Here is a 22,331-nt window from a genome sequence, read left to right as displayed (position 1 = left end):
GCTACGATGGCGTCATCCGGAGTGCCAGGATTAGTTGGGCGACACGGACGGTGACCAACACGTAGACGGCCACCAGCAGCAGCTGCAGGGCAACGTGCCGCTTGATCTTCCCAAGCCGATGCAGTCCGTCCGCGAAGTTGAGGAAAAACAGCGCAATCCCGGTCGAGAAGACGAAGTAGCCGGCGACCGGGATACTCAACAGCCCCTTCGCATCGATGATGTCAGGATGCTCGACGGCATGCATGCCGGCCGCGATGACCAGAGTCGCGACAACCAGATTGCGGACGTGGCGAAAGATTTCCTCGAGCCCACCCCGATCGAAGAGCGCCTGCTTGAGGTTCAAAAACCATGGTCTGACGCGCTCGTGGTGCATCGCGGTTGTTGTCTCGCATTGTGGTTTGGCGCGGATGATATTGGGCTCGGCTTTGAGTCGTCAAAGAGTTTCGGCCCGTCGCGTGGACGTCGGGCCCATTTTTGGGGACGCATGTGCGCCCCGGCCTCAAATATCGAAGCGCGGGGCCGTCCGATCCAATAGGGCGCTGCTCGGAGTGACGGCCCAGACTGCACCCGTGGCTCCCGCCAGTTCGTGGACGAGCCGGCCAACGTCTGTCGCCGCGCCGGCGTGCAGCGCTTCGGCGACGACGAGTACGGTCGTCGTCTCGTCACCGACCGCTGAATAGCCGCTCTGGCGGTTGGTCCAGCGGCGCGCATGGGCTCGCCCTTCCTCGTCCGCGAAGATCACTTCGTGCTGCTCGGGATGTTCGGTTTCGCCGGAAAACGTGGTGTAGATCTCACTGCCGGAAGCGTAACGAACCTCGAGATGACCGGCCACGCTGGAAAGATCGAAGACCGCGATCGGAATTGCGTATGCGAGCGATGCCGCGTTGCAAAGGTCGATCAGCGGGTGGATCCGTGGCAGTGACCCATCCTTGCGGAAACGCCGGAGCAGCGCCTCGGAGGCCGAACGGTATTGCGTCGGCTTCAAACCCATGCGCGAGAAAGCGCGTCGCCAGGCCTGGATCTCTGGAAAATCACCCTCCGAGCTTGCTGCGAGCCGTGCTTTCGCTACGGCCTCGAAACCGGCAATGTGCGCATCGACGGAGACGTCTCGGTGGATGCCTTCAGCGTGAAGAACTCCAGCGGAAAGTCCGGAAAAGTCGCTCCAGATGTCGCTTGCATGGCGGAAATACATTGTTGCTGCCTCTCTGGTGTGAACGGCGTTTCGGGAATGAAGGTTGCCTTATCCAGCTTCCGAGCGGTTTTGCTGGGTGCTCGGCAACCGAAGACCCAGGCTGAGGACGGCCGCGAGCACGCAAGCGATGCCGATCAGCTGATTGGCGGAAATCGGCTCTCCAAGCATGGCAAAGGCGAGGAGAACGGCTGAGACAGGGGCAAGCGCCGTGAACACCGAGGCCTCCGTGCCGCTCACTTGGGCCTGTCCCGCATACCAGAGCAAGAAGCCGCCGACCGTCGGGACAAGTGCGTAGTAGCCGACCGCGATGAGCGATTGCGTGGTTACCGCAGCCGTCTGTGGAATTTCGAGCAGGGCAATCGGTGCCGAAACAGCGACGCCGAGACCGGCCATCAGCGTCGACAGGGCGAGGGGGGAAATCGCCGTCGTCAGGCGCTTGTTGATGAGAATGAAGAGGCCTTCGCAGATGACGGCGCCAAAGACCAGAATGTTGCCGAGGAGCGAATGCGCACCACCGCTATCCGCCCGGAAGACGATCGAAAGGACGCCTGCGGCGGCGAGGGCGATCGCAATCAGGATGGAACGATCCGGCCGTTCGCCGAGAACGACAATGGCGATCGCTGCCGAAACGATGGGCAGCGTACCGATGATGACGCCGGCATCGGCTGCGGGTGTCAGCCGCAGGCCGGAAATCAGCAGCGTCGTATAACCGACGCTGCCGGCGCCCGCCTGGATGAACAGGATGAGCCATTCACGCCGTTGCAGCCTCGGCCATGGCGTCGCGGTCGCGCGCATCAGCACGAGGAAGAGCGGAAAGGCAAGGGCGAAGCGCAACGCCGTGGCCGTGAACGGCGGCAGGCCGGACGCTATGATCTTGCTCGCGATAACCGTGCTGCCGACGAGTGCCATCGCGAGCGACAGATAGGCATAACCCTGAAATTGCTTCGACATGACCGCCAATCCTCGCGTGAGGGCTGCAGAAAACCCGATCGACGATCGGCGGTCTTGAACGGAATTGCAGGTATCAGCCCAAGGCTGTGACATAGGCGCCCGGCGAAACGCCGTAGGTGCGGACGAAGACGCGCGTCATGTGGCTCTGGTCGGCGAAGCCGCCGGCGATCGCCGCTTCCGCGAGCGGGGTGCCTTCGGCGATCAGGCGCCGGACGATGTCGATCCGCCGCTGAACGAGATAGGCGTGGGGCGTGAGGCCGGTCGCCTTCGCAAATCCCCGCACCAGCTGGAATCGACTGAGGCTGCTTTCGCGCGCCAGATCAGCCAGTGTGATGGAAGCCAGCGGGTCGTCATCGATCAGGCTGCGCGCTGCCGCGATCGATTCCGGCACTTTGCGTGCGCCGCGTGGGACGAACCGCATCACCTCGGCAAAAAGCATCAGAACGAGCTCGTCCCAGCGAACGGTCACGTCGCCGCCTCCCGAGGTGGTCGCGATCGCGAAGAGTTCGCGGAAACGCGCAGCAAGGGCGGCGTTTCGGGTGACCGGGTTCGCGAACTCGCACATTCGCCGTCTGCCCTCGCTGATGTCGCTGACGGCGGCTTCGACGATTGCCGGATCGAGATAGAGCATCCGCCAGGAACGACCGGCATCGCCGATCGGCGAGCCGTCGTGGACCTCGTTGGGGTTGACGGTGATCACGTCGCCGCGCCTGGCCTCAACAGGCCCGCGTCCGCTCAGCGATTTTTGCGCCCCTTGGTAGATAAGGCCGATGCCGAACTGATCATGCGTGTGGCGCGGAAAGCTGTGGTTTGTGGCCGCTTCGACCGCATCCACGCCGGCGATCCGGCGACGCAGCATTCTGAACTGGCCCTTCGTCATGCCGTTAGTCCCGCGGCTCGCCCGGCAGCTTGCTGACGTCAACCCAAGGCAGGGCGGACGAGCACCAGATCTGCGACCGCGGCGCAAGCGCGCGCCGCTGGTTGATCGTGCCAAGACGGATGCCGATCTCCTCGGCGTCCTCGTCCGTGCCCGTCGTATAGATCGGCGAGCCGCATTCAGGGCAGAAGAACTGCAGGCGCTTTCGCCCATTCTCGGCGATCTTGACGTAAAGTTTCGGCTCGGCGCCGGTCAGATGGAAGGACGTCCGCGGCGTGCTCGCGGTGACGCGATAGGCCGAGCCTGTCAGTTGCTGGCAATCGGTGCAATGGCAGATCGACACGTCGTCCGGGTCGATCTCCGCCTCGTAGGTGACATAGCCGCAATGGCATTGACCATCGATCCGCATCGGCCGCTCCTCGCACGGTTTCGTTTGAGGGGTTACGATAGACCAGCCGGCGCAAACGTCCAGAGAGTCTCCTCAGATGCCGGTGAACAACCACTCATGTTCCTTGGCGTTATGGAACTTCCAAATCCGCTTCGGTCCCGCCATGACGTTCAAATAATAGACGTCGTAACCGTGAACGGCCGCGACAGGGTGATAACCCTTCGGCACAAGCGTGACGTCGCCGTCCTCCACCGCCATCGTTTCGTCGAGCGAGCGATCGTCCGTGTAGACGCGCTGCATCGCAAAGCCCTGCGGCGGATTGAGGCGGTGGTAATAGGTTTCCTCAAGATAGCTTTCGGCCGGCAGGTTGTCCTGATCGTGCTTGTGCGGCGGATAGGATGAGGTGTGCCCGCCCGGCGTAATCACCTCGACGACGAGCAGCGACTGTGCCGATCCGTCGTCCTCCGGCATGATGTTGGTGACATAACGGGTGTTGGTGCCCTTGCCGCGCGTCATCTGCGGGTGCGTGCCGGGACGGATGACCTTGGCCTTGAAGCCCTCGCCACCGGGCGCGGAGCAGATCGCAAGATCGAGGTCGGTCGTCGCCTCAGCCCGCCACTTGCTGCCCTTCGGTACATAGACGGCATAAGGCTGTCCCTCGAAGGGCGTCATGCGCTCGCCGAGTTCGCCGAAGTCTTCACCGTCGACGGAAATCTTCGCCTTACCGCTGACGAGAACGAGGCAGAGTTCCTTCTCACCGGCTTCGCCCGCCGTCGCTTCGCCGGACTTCAAGCGGTTGAGGGCGAAACCGACATAGGTCCAGCCGGCGCTCTCGGGCGTGATTTCCTGCATCAGCCCGGATTGTGCCTTGGGTTTGACGAGCAATTTGGACATATGACGGTCTCCTGTTTGTTCGATCGGGGCGGCTCGGCGCTTAAGCCCCTCTCCTCGGGTTAACCCGAGGACTAGCTCTCTCCCCGCAGGCGGGGAGAGGGGGCCGGGCGGTGCGGCATATGCTCCTCCCCGCCAGCGGGGAGAAGATGGCGGCAGCCGGGTGAGGGGCGCCGCCTGCTGTGTCGGATAAGAGGGGTTACTTATCCAGCCCCGCTTCTTTCGCAAACGCTTTCAGCGATTTCAGCCCGAGCGACTGGTACTCGAACGGATTGCGCACGGCCGAGTCCTGCTCCGCCTCGATCACCAACCAGCCATTATAGCCGTGTTCGGCTGCGATTTTCAGCACGGGCAGAAAGTCGACGCCGCCTTCGGAGTCGCCCGGCACCGTGAAGACGCCACGGCGCACGCCCTCGAGGAAGGAGAGGCCCTGGCTCTCCACTTCCTTGCGGATCGCGGGACGGACATTCTTGCAATGGATATGGCGAACGCGATGCATGTATTTCCGCGCGACTTCCGCCGGATCGGAGCCGCCGAACCAAGCGTGGCCGGTGTCGAGCAAGAGCTTCGTCGCTGGTCCCGTGTGCTGCATCAGCAGATCGATCTCCTCGCCGGTCTGGACGATCGTGCCCATGTGATGGTGATAGACGAGATCGATGCCCTGGTCGGCGCAATATTGAGCGATCGCTTCAAGATCGGCGCCGAACTTCTTCCACTGGTCCGCCGGCAGCACCGGCTTGTCATTGGCGACCGATTTCGAATCGTCGCCGTGAATGGCATTGGAGGTTTCGCAGACGATCGCCACCTTGCAGCCATTGTGCTTCAGGAGATCGAGATGCGGCTGGATCGCCTTCTTCTCGGCTTCGACATCATGCGTCAGAAGGTTGGTGGAGTGCCAGCCGGAGACGAAGACGAGGTCATAGGAGGCGAGCTTCTGCTTCAGCGCCTCCGGGTCGGAGGGCATCTTGTGGCCCTTCTCGATGCCGTCGAAGCCGATCTTCTGGCAATCGGAAAGGCAATCCTCGAGCGTCAGATGCGCGCCGATCGAATGGTCGTCGTCATTGCTCCAGGCAATCGGGTTGGTTCCGTAGCGGATCATGTCTTTCACTTTCTGTTTCGTCGTCTGCTTGAAGCGGATGCTTCGTGTCTCAGTGCGGAAGGGATGTGGGCGACTGCGCCCCTCATCCGGCTGCCGCCACCTCCTCCCCGCGTGCGGGAAGGGATATGCCGCGCCCCTCAAGTCCCCTCTCCCCGCCTGCGGGGAGAGGGTTAGGGTGAGGGGTCATTAGACGGAGAGCGGCGCCCGCGTGGAAACGCGAGCGCCGATCGTTGAATTCACCCGAAGCGCTGCGATTGGAGCGCCTTCTCATACCCCTCGCGGGCCGCCTTCACCTGCTCGCGATCCGAAACCTCCGGAACCGCGACATCCCACCAATGGCCGCCCGCCTCGGTGGCTATCAGCGGATCGGTATCGATGACAATGACGGTCGTGCGCTGTTCCTCCGCCGTTTCGGCGAGAGCGGCTTCGAGTTCCGGAATCGAGGCGACCTTGCGGGTGACCGCGCCCATGGCGCCGGCATGGGCGGCAAAATCGATGCCCGGCAGCGTCACGTGATGCGTGTCCTTCAACAGATTGTTGAAGTTGGCGCCGCCGGTTTCCATCTGCAGCCGGTTGATGCAGCCATAGCCGGCATTATCGAGCAGCACGATGGTGATTTTGGCACCGAGCATGATCGAGGAGGCGATCTCTGAATTCAGCATCATGTAGCTGCCGTCGCCGACCATGACGACCACGTCACTGTCGGGCTTGGCGAGCTTGACGCCGAGGCCGCCGGCCACTTCATAGCCCATGGTCGAGAAGCCGTATTCCATATGATAGCTGCCTGGCGCGTCCGCCTGCCACAGCTTGTGCAGTTCGCCAGGGAGTCCGCCGGCCGCACAGACGAGCGTCGTCTTGTTGCCGCCGCGCGCACGCTGGACGGCGCCGATCACTTGGGCGTCCGAGGGAAGCGCCGCATTGGTGGTGGCCGTCGCCTTGTCGGCCGCGGCCAGCCACTCGGCCTTGCCAGCCTTGGCCTTCTCGGTCCAGGCACTGTCGGCCTTGTAGCCGCCAAGCCCGCCGGAAATCCGATTGAGGCCGGCCCGCGCATCGGAAATCAGCGGCAGGGCATTGTGCTTGCCAGCGTCGAAGGGTTGCACGTTGAGGCCGATGATCTTCAGCCCATCGTTCTTGAAGAGCGCCCAGGAACCGGTGGTGAAATCCTGGAGCCGCGAGCCGACGGCAAGCACCACATCGGCCTCCTCGGCGAGCGCGTTGGAGGCGGACGTGCCGGTGACGCCAACCGATCCCATGTTGAGCGGGTGGGAATGCGGCAGCGAGGATTTTCCGGCCTGGGTTTCCACCACGGGAATGCCGTGCTTTTCGGCAAAGTCCGCGAGCTCCGCGCTTGCTTCCGAATAGAGCACGCCGCCGCCAGCGATGATGATCGGTTTCTTGGCGGACCTGAGCAACGCGATCGCCGCAGCCAGCTCGTCGAGATCGGGCTCGATCCGCCGGGGCACCCACACCTTCTCGTCGAAGAAGGATTCCGGATAGTCGTAGGCTTCCGCCTGGACGTCCTGGCAGAGCGAGAGTGTGACCGGGCCGCAATCGGCCGGGTCGGTCAGAACCTGCATGGCGCGACGCAGCGCCGGCATGATCTGTTCCGGCCGGGTGATGCGGTCGAAATAGCGCGAGACCGGGCGGAAGCAGTCGTTCGCCGAGATCGTGCCGTCGCCGAAGCTCTCCACCTGCTGCAGCACCGGATCGGGCCGGCGGTTGGCGAAGACGTCGCCTGGCAGAAGGAGAACCGGCAGGCGGTTGACATGGGCGAGCGCCGCCGAGGTGATCATATTGAGCGCGCCGGGGCCGATCGAGGTCGTGCAGGCCATGAAGCGGCGGCGGAAGCTCGCTTTGGCAAATGCAATCGCCGCGTTCGCCATGCCTTGCTCGTTCTGCCCGCGGTAGGTCGGCAGCGTTTCCCGCACGGAGTAGAGCGCCTCGCCGACACCGGCGACGTTGCCGTGGCCGAAGATGGCGAAGACGCCGCCGAAGATCGGCACGCGCTCGCCGTCGATGATCGTCATCTGTTTGGTCAGGAACCGCGCCACGGCCTGGGCCATGGTGAGGCGCACAGTTTTGTGGCTCATTTTCTGTTTCCTCCTCGTGAGCGAAGTTCTTGCTTCGCCCTTTCCGCTGCATTGTCGCCCGCGCGATCCTATGCAGCCTTTGTTTCACCCAGTTGCAGCCAGAGATCCACCAGCGCCTTGAACCTTGCCGCCATGTCGGCGATCGCCTGCTCGTCGGTCATGGTGCCGGCAAACCAGGCCTTGCTGGCGTCGGCGAAGATCGTCCGACCGACCGCAAAGCCCTTGACCGTCTTCGACGTCCGCGCGGCGGCAAAGCCGTCCTTCAGGACCTCGTAGGGCGCTTCGAGCCCAAGTAGGACGACGCCACGGCAGAGCGGGTCGCGCGTTTCGATTACGGCGTCGATCGCCGCCCAGGCTCCTCGGCTCGCCTGTGGTTCCAGCTTCCACCAATCGGGCTTCAAACCGGCATCGTAAAGTTCGGCGAGCGCCCGTGGAACGGTCAAATCGTCGAGCGTGCCGTGTTTGCTGGCAATGATCTCGATCAAGATCTCGCGTCCGACCTTGCGCGCCGCTTCGAAGGCGGAGCGAAGCTTGGCGATCTGCGCGGCCTTGAGCTCGGCCGGATCATCGGGATGGAAGAACGAGAGCACCTTGATGCAGTGGTCGACCGGCCAGTCGATGAGGCGGCTGCCGAGGTCCTGGCTGAATTCGAACTGTAGCGGACGCGAGCCGGGAAGCTCGATCGGCTTGGCGATCCAGAAATCGCGGTAGGCGCCGGCGGCATAGAGCGCGTCGCGGCCATATTTGTCGTCGATCAGCATGCCGAAACCGGGCCGGCCAGCGGCGACCTGGGCGGCTGCCTTGACCGCCAGGACCTTGAAGGCCGGAATGCGTGCCAGAAGTTCCGGCTTGCCTTCCGCAATATCCTCCAACTGGCTGCGGTGATCGATGGCAAGCGCCATCAGGAGCGGGATGTCGCGGCGGCGGGTCGTCGCCCAGTGAACGTGGTTGATCGCCTCGTCCTTGCGGAGCGCTTTTTCCTTGCTGCCGTTTTCGAGGAAGAATGTGAGTTCGGTCCAGGTCGGGATTTCCGGCGCGCAGAGCAGGCGCGACACCGCGAAGGCGCCGCAGGCATTGGCCCAGGTGGCGGACGTCGCATGCGGTTCGCCGGTCAGCCAGCCGCGCAGGAAGCCGGACATGAAGGCATCACCCGCGCCGAGCACGTTATAGACCTCGATCGGAAAACCCTTGCCGACGATGCCGTCCTCGAGATTGTCGGAGATCGGGCCGTCATAGACGATGCAGCCCATCGGCCCGCGCTTCAGCACGATCGTGGCTTTGGACAGGGAGCGGATGGTTTTGAGCGCCTTGAGCAGATCGTCCTCGCCGGACGCGATCAGAACTTCTTCCTCAGTGCCGACGATGAGATCGCAGTCGCCGAGAACGGTCTTCAGGTGGGCGGAGACGCGGTCGGAGGCGATATAGCGGCTTTCGCCGGCGTCGTGGCCGGCAAGGCCCCAGAGATTGGGGCGATAATCGATGTCGAAGACGACCTTCGCGCCGCTCTCCTTGGCGATGCGTATCGCCTTGCGCTGGGCGGCATCGGTATTCGGCTTGGAGAAATGCGTCCCCGAAACAAGGATCGCGCGCGCCGAACGGATGAAATCGTCCGCGACATCGTCCTCGCAGAGCGCGTTGTCGGCGCAGTTGTCGCGATAGAAGAGCAGCGGGAAGGACTTGTCGTTTTCGACGGCGAGGATCGCGAGCGCCGTCAGCCGCTCGGGATCGGTGACGATGCCGCGGGTCTCAACACCCTCGCGTTGCAGCTGCTCGCGGATGAAACGGCCCATCTGCTCATCGCCGACACGCGTCAGCAGTGCCGATTTCAGCCCCAGGCGCGCGGTGCCGACCGAAATGTTGCAGGGGCAGCCGCCGACCGACTTGGCAAAGCTCCCCACATCCTCCAGCCGTGTGCCGATCTGCTGGCCGTAAAGATCGACCGAGGCGCGCCCGATCGTGATGAGGTCGAGGGGCTTGGCTCCCTTTGCCGACGGGCTTTGGGGCGATGGACTCTGGCTCACTGCTTCCTCCCCGCGGACGCCGCACCGGCGCCGACAATTATGATTATGTCATGGGCGATGAGGTTATGAAACATAAATTCCGTCGTTTCGTCAATATGGAATTTTCATTCTATTGAGCGCCGCCGTCCGCCACCCGCTGCCGCTTCTCGGCGATCGCCACCGTCAGTGCCATCGCAAAGGCCATGCTTGCGGAAAGGGAACGGAAACCGGCATGGTCGGCCTCGACCAGTTCGAACCAGATCTTCGACGATTCGGCGAGTGGCGAGAAAGCCGAATCGGTAAGCGACACGACCGGCACCTTGCGGCTGGCGAGGAATCGCGCCTGGCTGGCGCTTTCCGAGGCATAGGGCGAAAAGCTGACCGCGAAGGCTGCATCCTGCTTCGTCGCCATCGCCAGCATGTCGTCGTCTATGCCGGCCGCCGTCCCGACATGCTGATACTTCACTTTCAGCTTGCCGAAGGCGTATGCCATGTAACTGGAAATCGGGTAGGAGCGGCGCTTGGCGATGAGATAGATCGTGTCGGCCTTGGCGAGGATGTCGACGGCGCGCTCGAAGGCCTCCGGGTCGACGGATGTGGCAACATTATCCAGCGATCGATGCGCGGCGGCGACGAAGCCATTGAAGATCGAGCCGCTTTCGAGCTTGCTGTGTTCGTTCTGGCTCAGCGCTTTCAGCCGCTCTTCGTATCCGGGCGTGCGTTCCCTGAGCCGCGCTCGAAAAATCTGCTGCAGGCTCGAAAAACCCTCGAACCCGAAATGCTGCGCGAAGCGCACGAGCGTCGACGGCTGGACATCGGCGGACGTGGCGATGCTCGCTGCGGTGCCGAAGGCGATCTCGTCCGGATTGTCGAGCGAATAGGCGGCGACCTGTTTCAGCCGCTTCGGCAGCTGCGCCTTGCGCTCGAGGATGACGGCCTTCAGCGCCTCGAAGTCCTGAGGGACATCCATGGTCGTTTCCGGCGTTGGCATCATTCAGAATCTCCGGGTTTCGCGCGTTCTATTTGCCTCATTCTAATCGATTGATGACGATCGGGATAGAACGGACGTTCCATTTTCGCGTTCTTTGCTTCGGGCGGTTTTCGGTTACTCCGCCCCCAACTGCCGGCCACCTTCTCTCCGCAAACGGGGCGAAGGTGACTCGCGGCAAGCGCCGGCGCAAAGTCCCACTCGCCGCTTGCGGGGAGATGGTTAGGTGAGGAGCATTCCCCAAGTATCGACACCCTCAGCCGATTTCGACCCATTCGTTCGTCCGCGCCGATTGGTAGGTCGCCGACAGCACCTTCTGGACCTCGTAGCCCTCGCGGAAATCGGTTGCGGGCTTGCCGCCCTTGGCGATCGCGTCAAGAAATTCGTGGACTTCGATCGCCTTCAGATCGTTGAAACCGATCTGGTGGCCCGGCGCCACGCAAAAGGCGCCGTAGGGCGGGTGCTCGGGTCCGGCCCAGATCGTGCGGAAGCCACGGCTGCGAATGTCGTCACCTGCATAGTAGACCTTGATTTCGTTCAGCCGCTCCTGAGTGAAGACAATGCTGCCCTTCGATCCGTAGATTTCGAAGTCATGCTGCATCTTGCGGCCGGTGGCGATCCAGCTTGCCTCGAAGCTGCCGGTCGCGCCGTTCTCGAATCGCACGAAGGCGCGGGTGATGTCATCGACTTCGACGGTGCGCGTCTCGGCCGCGCCACGCGAGACCGGGCGCTGAGCGATCTGGATGACCGTTTCCGCGAGTACCGACCTGATCGGTCCGACAAGATGGCGCATGGAGGCTATGATGTGGCTGCCGATATCGGCGAGCGCACCGCCGCCGCTGCGCGGATCGAGTCGCCAGCTCCACGGAACGTTGGCATCGGCCATGAAGTCCTCGGCATGAATCCCGCGCATGGAGCGGATTTCGCCGATCTCGCCGCTTTCGATGATGTCCTTGGCGAGGAAGATCAGCGGGTTCTTGAGATAGTTGAAGCCGACCTGGGTGACGATGCCGGCCCTCTCGGCCGCGGCGACCATTTCCGCGCAATCGGCGACCGTCGGAGCCAGCGGCTTCTCGCAATAGACGTGCTTGCCGTGGGCGATCGCCGCAAGCGCCATCTCCTTGTGCAAAAGGTTGGGCGTGGTGATGTCGATGATGTGGATGTCCGGATCGGTCAACAGCTCGCGCCAGTCCGCCGTTGCCTTGCGGAAACCGAGGTGCGCTCGCGCGGTCTCGGCACTTTCTTCTGTCACGTCAGCGACGGAAACAAGGTCTAGTTCGAAGGGAAGATCGAACACGCGTGCTGCGATCGTGAAGCCGAGGGCGTGGGCCTTGCCCATGAAGCCCGTACCGATCAGGCCGACGCCCAGTTTGCGTTTGCCGCTCATGTCAATCCTCCCGGGCAAAAAGCCATTGCGTTCGGTGGAAATGAAATGAAATGTGCGAATGATGTCAATATGGAATATTTGTTCGAAATCTCCCTGGCACGGCAATGTGCCGCGAGAAACAACGCAGGTGCAGCGAATCCGCCACGAAGCAAGGAGAGGGGTGAATTTGTTAACGCATTTTTACCATGTTTCGTTGGAACATCCGGTAACGATGGTTAACGAATCGCCTCGAAAAGCCGGAGTGAAGGACGCATGTGCCGTTGGGCAGCCTACCGCGGAGAACCGCTTTATCTTGAGGAACTCGTAACCTCTCCGGCGCACTCGTTGATCGAACAGTCCCATTGTGCAACACGCGCGAAAACCGCGACCAACGGCGACGGGTTCGGTATTGCCTGGTACGGTGATCGTCCCGAGCCTGGCCGCTATCGCGACATCCTTCCCGCCTGGTCCGACTGCAATCTCAGGAGCATCGCCCGCCAGATCCGTTCTCCGCTGTTCCTTGCCCACGTCCGCGCAGCGACCGGCGGCGGCACGCGCCGCGACAATTGCCACCCCTTCGTATTCGGGCGCTGGTCCTTCATGCACAATGGCCAGGTCGGCGATTTCGAGCATCTGCGCCGGCCGATGGAAAACATGCTCGACGATGAGTTCTACGCTGCGCGCACCGGCACAACGGATTCGGAACTGCTTTTCCTCCTGGCCCTGCAATTTGGCCTTGACCGTGATCCGGTCGGCGCATGCGCTGAGGCGCTGGGCTTCGTCGAACGGCTTGCCGTGCACCTCGGCCGTCCGGTGCTCGTTCGCTTCACCGCCGCCTTCTCCAATGGCCATGATCTCTATGCTGTCCGCTACGCCTCCGACCGGAAGGCGCCGACGCTCTATGCCGCCCCAATGGGGCCGGATGGCGGTTATTGCCTTGTCTCCGAACCGCTCAATGACGACAACGCATGGGCGGAGATCCCGGACGGCTCGGCCGTTATCGTCGGCGAAAATGGCGTCGACGTTCGTCTTTTCGGCACCGCAGACGCTCCGATCCGGGAACACGTTCCCCTGACGTCGCTTCCTGCGGGTGCAGGAAAAGGTGCTCTACTCGCCTGATATTCAGTGTGCGCTGTTTAAGGGGCAAGCCTCGCGGCAATAAGCGCCGCGAGCTTTTCGGCCACTTCGTCCTTGCCCATCTCCGGCCAGTCCTCGGTGCTGTCGCGGCCGATCAGCTTCACTCGGTTGCGGTCGCCGCCCATGATACCGGTCGCGGGCGAGACGTCGTTCGCGAGAATGTAATCGGCGCCTTTCCTTTCAAGCTTTGCGCGGCCGTTCTCGGCGACGTTTTCCGTCTCGGCGGCAAAGCCGATCACGAGCTTTGGCCGGGATGGATGATGGCCGATCGTCTTCAGGATATCGGGGTTCTCCGCAAGCTGGAGCGGAGGAGGGGCTTCGCCCGGTTTCTTTTTGATCTTGTTGCCGGCGGCGGAGGCAACGCGCCAGTCCGCAACCGCCGCCACCATGACGGCAACGTCCGCCGGAAGCGCCGCAACCACCGCATCGCGCATTTCCTCGGCGCGCTCGATATGGACCACGCGAACGCCCGCGGGATCGGGAATCGTCACCGGACCGGAGACCAGCGTGACCTCCGCTCCAAGTTTCGCGAGGGCTGCGGCAATCGCGTGGCCTTGCTTGCCGGAAGAGCGGTTGGCGATGTAGCGCACAGGGTCGATCGGCTCGTGCGTTGGTCCGGAGGTGACGATGGCCTTTCGCCCCGCCAAGGGTTTTTGTCCGCCATTCAAGAGTTCCTCGACGGCGGCGACGATCTCGATCGGCTCGGCCATCCGGCCTTCGCCGGCTTCACCGATTTCGGCCATTTCGCCCGCGGCCGGCCCGACGAAACGAACGCCGTCGCTGCTTAAGGTCTTGCGGTTGCGGCGCGTCGCCGAATGCGCCCACATTTTCGGGTTCATCGCCGGAGCGAGCAACACGGGCCGGTCGGTCGCGAGAAGGATGGTCGAGGCGAGGTCGTTGGCGAGGCCGTTCGCCATCTTGGCCATCAGATCGGCGGTCGCCGGCGCAACGACGACCAGATCGCATTCGCGCGCCAGCCGGATATGGCCGACATCCTGCTCGTCCTCGCGCGAGAAAAGGTCGGTGAAGACATGGGAGGCGGAAAGGGCGCCGACGGCCAGCGGCGTCACGAACTCCTGCGCAGCCGCCGTCATCGCCGGCCGGACCTCGGCGCCGCGCTCGCGCAGACGGCGAATGAGGTCGAGGCTCTTGTAGGCGGCAATGCCGCCGGAAATGATGAGAAGTATGCGCTTGCCGGAAAGTGTCATTCCGCTTCGGCTCTTGGCCGCTCCTGGTTCTTTAACGGCGACCCTACCCGACGGGCCTGCCGTACGCAATTGGAGCGGTGCAGCCGCTATCTTGCCCGCTGAAGCTTCTGCCACGCGGCATAAAGCGGCACTTCATCTTGCGCTTCAAGACGTACATGGCGAAACCGCATGGCCTGTTCCGTGATCGGCTTGGCCAGTTCCGCGTAGATCGCCGAGGTCGACAGACCGTAAGGCTCCGCTTGCGCATTCGAATGGACGTAGGCGATCTCGTTGATGCCGGCCATGCGCATTGCGGCAAGGCACATTGGGCATGGCTGACCGCTGGCGTAGACGGCGCAGCCATCGAGCCGCAGCGACTGAAGAGCCTTGGCCGCCGCACGCAGCGCATTGAGTTCCGCATGCGAGGTCGGATCGCCTGTCCGACCCATCTCGTTAACGCCGGTCGCAATCACTTCGCCATCCTTGACCACGACGGCGCCGAAGGGGCGGCCGCCGCTTTCCATATTGCTGCGCGCGAGCGACACGGCCTCGCGTAGAAAGCGCTGTTCCTCTGGCATCATTCTCTCCGGTATCAGTGGCGCCGGCGGCGACAAGAGGGCGTTCGATCTCGCCGAAGCCACGCTTTTACCGTCGGCAAGCTTGACGTCAGCGCCGACCTCGACCATCAGCCTGACGATTTAAGGAAACATGCAGTAGCAACTCAAAGCATCGACCGGCTCAGACCGCCGTCGACCGGCAGCGCGATACCCGTGACATAGGCGGCCTGCCGGCTCGCAAGGAAGGCGGCGGCCGCGCCGAATTCCGCGGGCGTGCCATAGCGGCCGATCGGGATTTCGGACTGGCTGCGCGTGGCGACGGTTTCGACGCTGACCCCTTCGCTTTCGGCATCCATGCGGTCGAAGGAAAGCGTGCGATCAGTCGCCAGCCGCCCCGGCAGCAGCATGTTGACCGTGACGCCATCGGCCGCGACCTCGCCCGCGAGCGTCTTCATCCAGCCGGCAAGCGCGCTGCGCAAGGCGTTGGAGGCGGTGAGACCCGGGATCGGCTCGCGGATGCTGGTCGAGGCAACCGCGATGATGCGGCCGAAGCGGCGCTGTCGCATGGCCGGCAGCAGGCGGTGGGTGATGCGCATGCCAGCCAGCACCATCGCCTCGAATTGTGTCCGCCAGAAATCGGGATCGATGTCGGCGGCGCGCGTCGGCGGCGGTCCGCCGCCGTTTAGGAGCAGAATGTCGACGAAACCGAATTCGGCGGCCAGTCGATCCAGAAAAGCGTCGATCGTGTCCGGTTTCGTAAGGTCGAGCGAAAACCCCGCAGCGGTCGAGCCGATCTCGGCCGCGACTTTGCTGGCTGCCTGCGCGTCCCGGCCGGTCAGCGCGACGACAACACCTTCGGCGGCAAGCGCTTCGGCGATGCCGCGTCCAAGTCCCTTGCTCCCGCCAAGCACGAGCGCCCGTTTCCCTGCGATACCGAGATCCATGATCCGATCCTCCGTTCCCGTTGCTTCTGTTGGAACGCGCTTGCGCCGCGCGGTCAATAGGGAGGAAGGACCTTCCTCATTCATGGGCGCAGCCGCGCCATCGCCATTACGTCGGCAAGGACCCCATCGCGCAGCGCCCAGGATTTCAGCACGCCCTCGGTGACGAAACCCGCCTGGCGGTAAAGTCCGATCGCCGCTTCGTTATCGGTAAAGACCGTCAACTCGAGGCGGGAAATGCCAAGCCACCGGTCGGCCGCGTCGATCAGCGCCTCGAGCAGCGCCCTGCCGATGCCGCGCCGCCGGTAGTCGTCGTGCACCGACATGCCGAGATCGGCGGCATGCTGCCGCCGGCCCTGGTGGCGGTGCAGACCGGCCAGCCCGACGATCCGCCCTTCCAGCTCGGCGACGATGACCATGTCGGCTTCTGTGAGGTTTTCGAGCCATTTCCGCGTCTGTTCCGGTCGCGCGAAGGGCAACCGCAATGTGCCCGCCCGAACGCCGGGCAAGTCCCGCAAGGCGGCGAGCGCCTCCCAATCTGTGGCGGACGCGGCGCGGATCAGCAATTCGGGTTGGTTAGCGGTCATCGTTTCCTCTCTCGTCATGATGTAAGACCGAGGAAACAGAGCCAGAACCCTGCTTGCCTCGGCAGGGTTGGCGTGGAGACGGTCCGCTTAGCGCAACAGGCTCCCCGCACACCCTGGGGTCTGCGTGGTCACCATCATCACGAGCGCAAAACGACTGTCCATGGCTGGATGCTACTTCAGGATGCGAGGAATCGGAAGGGGGCGCAAAGTTTCCGCGGTAGGCCCCTCATCCCCGCAGGCGGGGCGAAGGAGACTCGCGACGCCCTCTCAGGTCCCATCGCCCCGCTTTGCGGGAAGAGGGTTAGGGTGAGGGGCAATTGCAACCAGTCACCCAAGCTGCCAGGCGATATAGATAAGCGTCGCCGCGATGATCCAGAGCGCAATGCGGCCGGAGCGCGTGTGGCGCGCCTCGGCCTTGCCGATCGCCTGCGCGGTTTCGGCATCGAAGCGCAGGCCGTTCTCGCTCATCGCCATGATTTCCGATGAGAAGCGCTCGGTCCGGGCGGCGATCTCTGGCACCGCCTCGGCAACTCTCAGCGCCGCATGCAGACCATCGCGAAGGTCCGCCACGATACGCTTCGGCCCGAGATTGTCCCTGATCCATTTGCCGACGACCGGTTCCGACGCCTTCCACATGTTGAAACGCGGGTTGAGCGTACGGGCAACACCTTCGACGACGACCATGGTCTTCTGCAGCATGACGAGCTCCGGGCGCGTCTGCATGTCGAAGAGCTCGGTCACCTCGAAGAGCAGTGTCAAGAGCTTCGCCATCGAGATGGTCTCGGCCGGCTGACCATGGATCGGCTCGCCGATCGCTCGGATCGCCTGGGCGAAGCTCGCGGCATCATGATGCCGGGGCACGTAGCCGGCCTCGAAATGCACGTCGGCGACGCGCTGGTAGTCGCGCATGATGAAGCCGTAGAGGATCTCGGCGAGAAAGCGGCGTTCCTTCTTGCCGAGCCGCCCGACGATGCCCATGTCGACGGCGACGATATGACCGGCGTCGTCGACGAACAGGTTGCCCTGATGCATGTCCGCGTGAAAGAAACCGTCGCGCAGTGTGTGGCGCAGGAAGGACTGGATCAGCGTTTCGGCGAGCCGGTTGAGATCGTGGCCGGCGGCTCTCAGACCGTCGATGTCCGACATCTTCACGCCGTCGATCCATTCCATGGTGACGACGTCGCGGCCGGTGCGTTCCCAGTCGACCTTGGGCACGCGGAAGCCGGAATCTTCCTTGGTGTTTTCTCCGAGTTCGGAAAGTGCTGCCGCCTCGAGCCTCAGGTCCATCTCGACCTTGGTCGTCTGCTCGATCGTCTTCGTCACCTCGACCGGCCTCAGCCGCCGCGTATAGGGAAGGAACCGCTCCTGCATGCGGGAGACCAGGTACATGGCCTCGATGTCGGCGGCAAAGCGCTGGCGCACGCCCGGCCGGATGACTTTGACGGCCACCTTTTCGCGCTTGCCGTCGCGCAGGACGACGGCGGGATGGACCTGTGCAATCGAGGCGGCCGCCATCGGCTCGGAAAATTCGGCAAAAAGCGCATCGACCGATCGGCCGAGCGAGCCTTCGATCGCGGCCCTGGCGTCGCTCTCGGGAAACGTCGCCATCCGGTCCTGCAAGAGCGAGAGATCGGCGGCGAGTTCGGCACCGACGACATCCGGGCGCGTCGCCAGGAACTGGCCGATCTTGACATAGGATGGACCGAGCCGTTCGACGGCCCGGGCAAGCCGGCCGCTGCGCGCCTCCAACCGGGCCCTGCGGCGGGCAAGCAATCCTGCGAGCCGCTGCACGAAACGCGCAAGCGGAGGAAGATGCTCGGAAGGGACGGCAGAAAAGGCATCCTCGCGCGCAAGGACCCAGCCGATCCGCACGAGGCGGAAATATGCTCCAGGCGTGCTCATTGCGTTCAGATTTTCCAGCCGGAATGAAGTGCTGCGATACCGCCGGTATAGTTGGTGAACGAGACGCGTGAAAAGCCGGCATCCTTGATCATCGCGGCGAAATTGCGCTGGTTCGGAAACCTCCGGATCGATTCGACCAGATACTGGTAGGGAGCATCGTCACCCGTGATCAGCTTGCCGAATTTGGGAATCGCGTTGAACGACCAGGCATCATAGAAACGGTCTAGGAGCGGTATCTCGACCTCGGAAAACTCGAGCACCAGCAGTCGTCCGCCGCGCTTCAATACGCGATAGGCCTCCTTGAGCGCCACGTCGATGCGCGGCACGTTGCGGATACCGAAGGCAATCGTGTAGGCGTCGAAGGAATTCGAAGCGAAAGGCAGTTCCTCGGCATTGGCCTCGACGAAGTCGAGATTGGGCGCAAGCTTCTTCTTTCTTGCCCGTTCGGCGCCGACGGCGAGCATCGAGCCATTGATATCGAGCACGGTCGCATGGGCCTTGCGATCGGAGGCTTCAACGATGCGAAACGCGATGTCGCCGGTGCCGCCGGCCACATCGAGCACTCGATAGCCTTCCCGTCGCGGCGGATTGAGCGCCGCGATCATCGCATCCTTCCAGACACGGTGAAGCCCGGCCGACATCACGTCGTTCATGATGTCGTAGCGCTTGGCGACCTTGTGGAAGACATCGTTGACAAGCGGCTGCTTTTCGCCCGTGCCGACCTCGCGAAAACCGAAGGAGGTTTCCATGCCCCCATTGGCCGATACGCGCTCATCCGTCATGCGAAAACTCCACTTCAACCAAATTTGCCGGCACCATAGCGAAATCGCCCCGTCCGCGCTATCTCAGCGGTGAGGATGGTTGCGGCCTACAGCGTTGTGCGTCTTTCGGACGCACAAGGGTCGCTGTAACACTTTAAATCGCTGCATCCCTATAGGACATCAATGCCGTGAAGGGAATGCCGTGCACGACCGGTGCGCGAGCGCAAGAAGGAAGACGAACAATGCCGGAATTGCCCGAGGTCGAGACGGTGAAGCGGGGGCTGGCGCCGACCATGGAGGGGGCGATTCTCGTGCGGGCCGAGTTGCGCAGACCGGACCTGCGCTTTCCCTTTCCCGACAATTTTTCAGCTTCCGTCTCAGGGCGCCGCATCGTTTCCCTGTCGCGCCGCGCCAAATATCTGATGATCGATCTCGAAGGCGGCGATGTGATCATCGCGCATCTCGGCATGTCCGGTTCTTTCCGGATCGAGGCCGGCGACGATCCCGCCGCACCGGGCACGTTCCATCATCCGCGCGGTAAGGACGAGAAGCATGATCACGTGATTTTTCATCTCAACGCCCGATCCGGCCCTGCGCGCGTGATCTACAACGACCCGCGCCGCTTCGGCTTCATGGATCTCGCCCGGCGCGACGGGATCGCCGATCACGTGTTCTTCCGCGACCTCGGCCAGGAGCCGACGGGCAACGCGCTCGATGCCGCCTATCTCGCCGCGCGCTTTGCCGGCAAGGCGCAGCCGCTCAAGGCAGCGCTTCTGGATCAGAAGATCGTTGCCGGCCTTGGCAATATCTATGTTTGCGAAGCGCTGTGGCGGTCGGACCTGTCGCCCTCCCGTCCGGCCGGCTCCCTGGTGGACAAGCGGGGGCACGCGAAGCAAGGCCTGGTGACGTTGACGCGGGCGATCCGCGACGTGATCGCCGACGCCATCGCCGCCGGCGGTTCGTCCTTGAAGGACCACATCCAGGCGGACGGCTCGCTCGGCTACTTCCAGCATTCCTTTTCGGTCTACGATCGTGAAGGCGAGACTTGCCGCAAGCCGGGCTGCGGCGGTACGGTCGCCCGCATCGTTCATGCCGGGCGTTCGACCTTCTACTGCCCGCGCTGCCAGAAATAGGGCGCTCGACCGGGCGCATCGCAATGGAGGAGATTTAGAATGAGTTACGAGACGTTGCTGGTCGAAACACGTGGACGCGTGGGCCTGATCACGCTCAACCGCCCGCAGGCGCTGAACGCGTTGAATTCGACCGTGATGCGGGAGCTCGATGCGGCGTTTAAGGGCTTCGATGCGAACAAGGACATCGGCGCGATCGTGCTGACCGGTTCGGAGCGCGCATTCGCGGCCGGCGCCGATATCAAGGAGATGCAGGCGCTCGATTTCGTCGATTCCTATCTTGGCGATTTTCTCGGCGGATGGGAGCGGGTCGCCGGCGCCCGCAAGCCAGTGATCGCCGCCGTTTCCGGCTTTGCGCTCGGTGGCGGCTGCGAGCTCGCGATGATGTGCGACATCATCATTGCGTCGGAGTCGGCGAAGTTCGGCCAGCCGGAGATTACCCTCGGCGTCATTCCGGGCATGGGCGGTTCGCAGCGCCTCACCCGCGCCGTTGGCAAGGCGAAGGCCATGGATCTGGTGCTGACCGGCCGGATGATGGATGCGGCGGAAGCCGAGCGGTCGGGACTCGTTTCGCGTGTGGTGGCGCCTGAAAAACTGATGGAAGAGGCGCTCGCCACCGCCGAAAAGATCGCCGCTTTCTCGCTGCCAGCGGTGGTGATGGCCAAGGAGGCGGTCAACCGCTCGCTGGAGGTTACCTTGGCCGAAGGTCTGCGCTTCGAGCGGCGGCTTTTCCAGTCGCTCTTTGCGACCGAGGATCAGAAGGAGGGGATGGCCGCCTTCGTCGGAAAGCGCAAAGCCGAATTCAGGCATAAGTGACGCGCAATGCGCGCAGTTTTCTCAAATTTGCGCGTTGACGAGAGGGCGGTTTCCAGCTATACGCCGCCCTCAGTTTGGAACGCCGCTTTCTGAGGCTTTCCGATAATGCTCCCGAATTGCTTTGGATGACAGGTCGCAGTGACCCGGCACGGCGAAGGCGGAGTTCATGTCAGTTTTCGAAGAGAGGCATCAATGGCCAATACAACTTCGGCGAAAAAGGCGACCCGCAAGATCGCACGCCGCACCGCAGTGAACAAGGCCCGTCGTTCGCGCGTCCGCAACTTCATCCGCAAGGTGGAAGAAGCCATCGCCTCCGGCGATCAGGCAGTCGCCGCCGCCGCCCTCAAGGCAGCGCAGCCGGAACTGATGCGCGCCGCCACCAAGGGCGTGCTGCATGCCAACACGGCTTCGCGCAAGGTTTCGCGCCTCGCACAGCGCGTGAAGGCCCTTTCGGCCTAACCCGGCTAAATAAAAATCTGTTGATGAAAGGCCCGGCCCTTGCGCCGGGCTTTTCGGATTCATACTTCTGTCACGGCAATGGACAAACAGCCGGGTTTTGGCTTGTGTCACTGCGATGACAAATTTTTTGAAGCAAGTTCAATGGCTTACGCGAGGTCTTTGCGCGAATGTCGTCGAAGATCGGGGACGAGCGGGGTCCGAAGCGAGTCAAGCGAATTTTTATTTTTTTTCTTTTTCGCCAGCTAAGCAAGCGCGTGAAAATCAAAACCCTTGATTCAAAAGCGATTCTTGATGGACTCAGAATGCGGCAAGCAAAAGGCGGCGAGAGAGTCAACCGGCGGCGTTTAACGGTCGGTAAAATTCGCGATTGATCTTGCGGATCGATCCTGCCTAAATGCCTCCCACAGGGGACACGGATCATATCTGTAAAGGGAAGAACAGGGCCATTTCGTTTGAGGTGGCCTCGAGCTTTCTGTTCTCTGTGGCGGGGTCATTCCACGTCGTTCAATCATACAAGTCGAGATAGAAAAACCGGGCCGATGCTTCGTTCCGGAACGAGGATTTTTCGTCTTGTGGTTGCGTAAGTGGGTGGGCAACGGGAGGACGCCGGAAGGCGTTTCCGGGAAAAGGAGAAAGGTGGGCTGTCCGCTTCGTACGAGGGTGCGGCGCAGCCGGTGAGGAATGCGACCCTAACGTGGCTTGAAAGCAGCCGGGTGGAGTCGGTAAAGGCGAGGCGCTAGGGGACATTCGCTCACGGAAGCGAGCGGATGAGCGCAGCGCGCACCGGAACGGGATATGAGGAGCCCGGTTTTCGGTGCGACAGGGCGCCCGTCGGACGCGGCATGGCTTTGAAGGCGGCCGTGGCAGACGGGCATAAGAGATGAGGCCGGCAGCAATGACGGCATCGGAGCGTGAATTTGGAAGGCGGCAACATGCAGATGAATTTGGCGACGGCACCTGACGCGCGTCAGGCCGGAAGCAATCAGTCTCAGGCGGCGGGGGAAAAACAGGA

At 62.9% G+C, this 22,331-nt stretch carries 22 protein-coding genes; 5 read left to right on the top strand and 17 right to left on the bottom strand.

What is annotated here, in order from left to right; all coding sequences use genetic code 11:
- Window position 1 precedes the first annotated feature (1 nt).
- The 11 genes from PZN02_RS04355 to PZN02_RS04305 form a co-directional block, all read right to left on the bottom strand.
- The gene (locus tag PZN02_RS04355) at window positions 2-373 is read right to left on the bottom strand and encodes a hypothetical protein (RefSeq protein WP_280660387.1); all 372 of its coding nucleotides are present in this window, start codon (window positions 371-373) and stop codon (window positions 2-4) included.
- Between the two features lie 126 nt (window positions 374-499).
- Window positions 500-1,192 (bottom strand): B3/B4 domain-containing protein, encoded by a 693-nt coding sequence (locus PZN02_RS04350; RefSeq protein WP_280660386.1) that lies wholly within the window; start codon window positions 1,190-1,192, stop codon window positions 500-502.
- 48 nt (window positions 1,193-1,240) lie between these two features.
- Window positions 1,241-2,143 carry a DMT family transporter gene (locus PZN02_RS04345; protein ID WP_280660385.1) on the bottom strand — a complete coding sequence of 301 codons (903 nt, stop codon included), beginning with the start codon at window positions 2,141-2,143 and terminating at the stop codon, window positions 1,241-1,243.
- Between the two features lie 73 nt (window positions 2,144-2,216).
- Window positions 2,217-3,023, bottom strand: a complete 807-nt coding sequence (locus PZN02_RS04340; protein WP_280660384.1) for an AraC family transcriptional regulator — start codon at window positions 3,021-3,023, stop codon at window positions 2,217-2,219.
- Between the two features lie 4 nt (window positions 3,024-3,027).
- Window positions 3,028-3,429: a GFA family protein gene (locus PZN02_RS04335; RefSeq protein WP_280660383.1), complete on the bottom strand. Its 402-nt coding sequence runs from the start codon at window positions 3,427-3,429 to the stop codon at window positions 3,028-3,030.
- Between the two features lie 72 nt (window positions 3,430-3,501).
- Window positions 3,502-4,302: a 5-deoxy-glucuronate isomerase gene (iolB, locus tag PZN02_RS04330; RefSeq protein ID WP_280660382.1), complete on the bottom strand. Its 801-nt coding sequence runs from the start codon at window positions 4,300-4,302 to the stop codon at window positions 3,502-3,504.
- A 196-nt stretch (window positions 4,303-4,498) separates the two neighbouring features.
- Window positions 4,499-5,398 carry a myo-inosose-2 dehydratase gene (iolE, locus tag PZN02_RS04325; RefSeq protein ID WP_280661385.1) on the bottom strand — a complete coding sequence of 300 codons (900 nt, stop codon included), beginning with the start codon at window positions 5,396-5,398 and terminating at the stop codon, window positions 4,499-4,501.
- A gap of 236 nt (window positions 5,399-5,634) precedes the next feature.
- A complete protein-coding gene (gene iolD, locus PZN02_RS04320; RefSeq protein WP_280660381.1) occupies window positions 5,635-7,488 on the bottom strand; it encodes a 3D-(3,5/4)-trihydroxycyclohexane-1,2-dione acylhydrolase (decyclizing) in 1,854 nt (617 codons plus the stop codon).
- A gap of 68 nt (window positions 7,489-7,556) precedes the next feature.
- Entirely contained in the window at window positions 7,557-9,509 is a 1,953-nt protein-coding gene (locus PZN02_RS04315; RefSeq protein WP_280660380.1) for a bifunctional 5-dehydro-2-deoxygluconokinase/5-dehydro-2-deoxyphosphogluconate aldolase, read from the bottom strand.
- 109 nt (window positions 9,510-9,618) lie between these two features.
- Entirely contained in the window at window positions 9,619-10,479 is an 861-nt protein-coding gene (locus PZN02_RS04310; protein ID WP_280661383.1) for a MurR/RpiR family transcriptional regulator, read from the bottom strand.
- A 253-nt stretch (window positions 10,480-10,732) separates the two neighbouring features.
- Window positions 10,733-11,863, bottom strand: a complete 1,131-nt coding sequence (locus tag PZN02_RS04305) for a Gfo/Idh/MocA family protein (RefSeq protein ID WP_280660379.1) — start codon at window positions 11,861-11,863, stop codon at window positions 10,733-10,735.
- Window positions 11,864-12,115: 252 nt separating this feature from the next.
- Between PZN02_RS04305 and PZN02_RS04300 the strand changes: the two genes are divergently transcribed.
- On the top strand, window positions 12,116-12,961 hold the full coding sequence (locus PZN02_RS04300) for a class II glutamine amidotransferase (protein ID WP_280660378.1): 846 nt from the start codon (window positions 12,116-12,118) through the stop codon (window positions 12,959-12,961).
- Between the two features lie 17 nt (window positions 12,962-12,978).
- Here the strand turns inward: PZN02_RS04300 and coaBC are convergent, their stop codons facing one another.
- The 6 genes from coaBC to ubiE form a co-directional block, all read right to left on the bottom strand.
- On the bottom strand, window positions 12,979-14,187 hold the full coding sequence (gene coaBC / locus PZN02_RS04295; RefSeq protein WP_280660377.1) for a bifunctional phosphopantothenoylcysteine decarboxylase/phosphopantothenate--cysteine ligase CoaBC: 1,209 nt from the start codon (window positions 14,185-14,187) through the stop codon (window positions 12,979-12,981).
- Between the two features lie 86 nt (window positions 14,188-14,273).
- Window positions 14,274-14,744 carry a nucleoside deaminase gene (locus tag PZN02_RS04290; protein WP_280661382.1) on the bottom strand — a complete coding sequence of 157 codons (471 nt, stop codon included), beginning with the start codon at window positions 14,742-14,744 and terminating at the stop codon, window positions 14,274-14,276.
- A 143-nt stretch (window positions 14,745-14,887) separates the two neighbouring features.
- On the bottom strand, window positions 14,888-15,667 hold the full coding sequence (locus PZN02_RS04285; protein WP_280660376.1) for an SDR family oxidoreductase: 780 nt from the start codon (window positions 15,665-15,667) through the stop codon (window positions 14,888-14,890).
- 80 nt (window positions 15,668-15,747) lie between these two features.
- Window positions 15,748-16,251, bottom strand: coding sequence for a GNAT family N-acetyltransferase (locus PZN02_RS04280; RefSeq protein ID WP_280660375.1), 504 nt, complete (start codon window positions 16,249-16,251; stop codon window positions 15,748-15,750).
- A gap of 327 nt (window positions 16,252-16,578) precedes the next feature.
- The gene (gene ubiB, locus PZN02_RS04275; RefSeq protein WP_280660374.1) at window positions 16,579-18,153 is read right to left on the bottom strand and encodes a 2-polyprenylphenol 6-hydroxylase; all 1,575 of its coding nucleotides are present in this window, start codon (window positions 18,151-18,153) and stop codon (window positions 16,579-16,581) included.
- Between the two features lie 5 nt (window positions 18,154-18,158).
- Complete coding sequence (ubiE, locus tag PZN02_RS04270) at window positions 18,159-18,935, bottom strand: bifunctional demethylmenaquinone methyltransferase/2-methoxy-6-polyprenyl-1,4-benzoquinol methylase UbiE (protein WP_280660373.1); 777 nt, start codon at window positions 18,933-18,935, stop codon at window positions 18,159-18,161.
- Window positions 18,936-19,156: 221 nt separating this feature from the next.
- On the opposite strand from ubiE, the gene mutM reads away from it, so the two are divergent.
- The 4 genes from mutM (at window position 19,157) to PZN02_RS04250 (ending at window position 21,690) form a co-directional block, all read left to right on the top strand.
- Window positions 19,157-20,047 (top strand): bifunctional DNA-formamidopyrimidine glycosylase/DNA-(apurinic or apyrimidinic site) lyase, encoded by an 891-nt coding sequence (gene mutM, locus PZN02_RS04265; RefSeq protein WP_280660372.1) that lies wholly within the window; start codon window positions 19,157-19,159, stop codon window positions 20,045-20,047.
- Window positions 20,048-20,086: 39 nt separating this feature from the next.
- Window positions 20,087-20,860, top strand: coding sequence for an enoyl-CoA hydratase (locus tag PZN02_RS04260; RefSeq protein ID WP_280660371.1), 774 nt, complete (start codon window positions 20,087-20,089; stop codon window positions 20,858-20,860).
- Window positions 20,861-21,052: 192 nt separating this feature from the next.
- Window positions 21,053-21,319 carry a 30S ribosomal protein S20 gene (rpsT, locus tag PZN02_RS04255; protein WP_136506717.1) on the top strand — a complete coding sequence of 89 codons (267 nt, stop codon included), beginning with the start codon at window positions 21,053-21,055 and terminating at the stop codon, window positions 21,317-21,319.
- A gap of 167 nt (window positions 21,320-21,486) precedes the next feature.
- Window positions 21,487-21,690 carry a hypothetical protein gene (locus tag PZN02_RS04250; protein ID WP_280660370.1) on the top strand — a complete coding sequence of 68 codons (204 nt, stop codon included), beginning with the start codon at window positions 21,487-21,489 and terminating at the stop codon, window positions 21,688-21,690.
- Window positions 21,691-22,331: the final 641 nt, after the last annotated feature.

It is taken from the genome of Sinorhizobium garamanticum, assembly GCF_029892065.1.
GTDB classification, from domain to species: domain Bacteria; phylum Pseudomonadota; class Alphaproteobacteria; order Rhizobiales; family Rhizobiaceae; genus Sinorhizobium; species Sinorhizobium garamanticum.
This window is presented reverse-complemented; position numbering and strand designations above follow the sequence as displayed.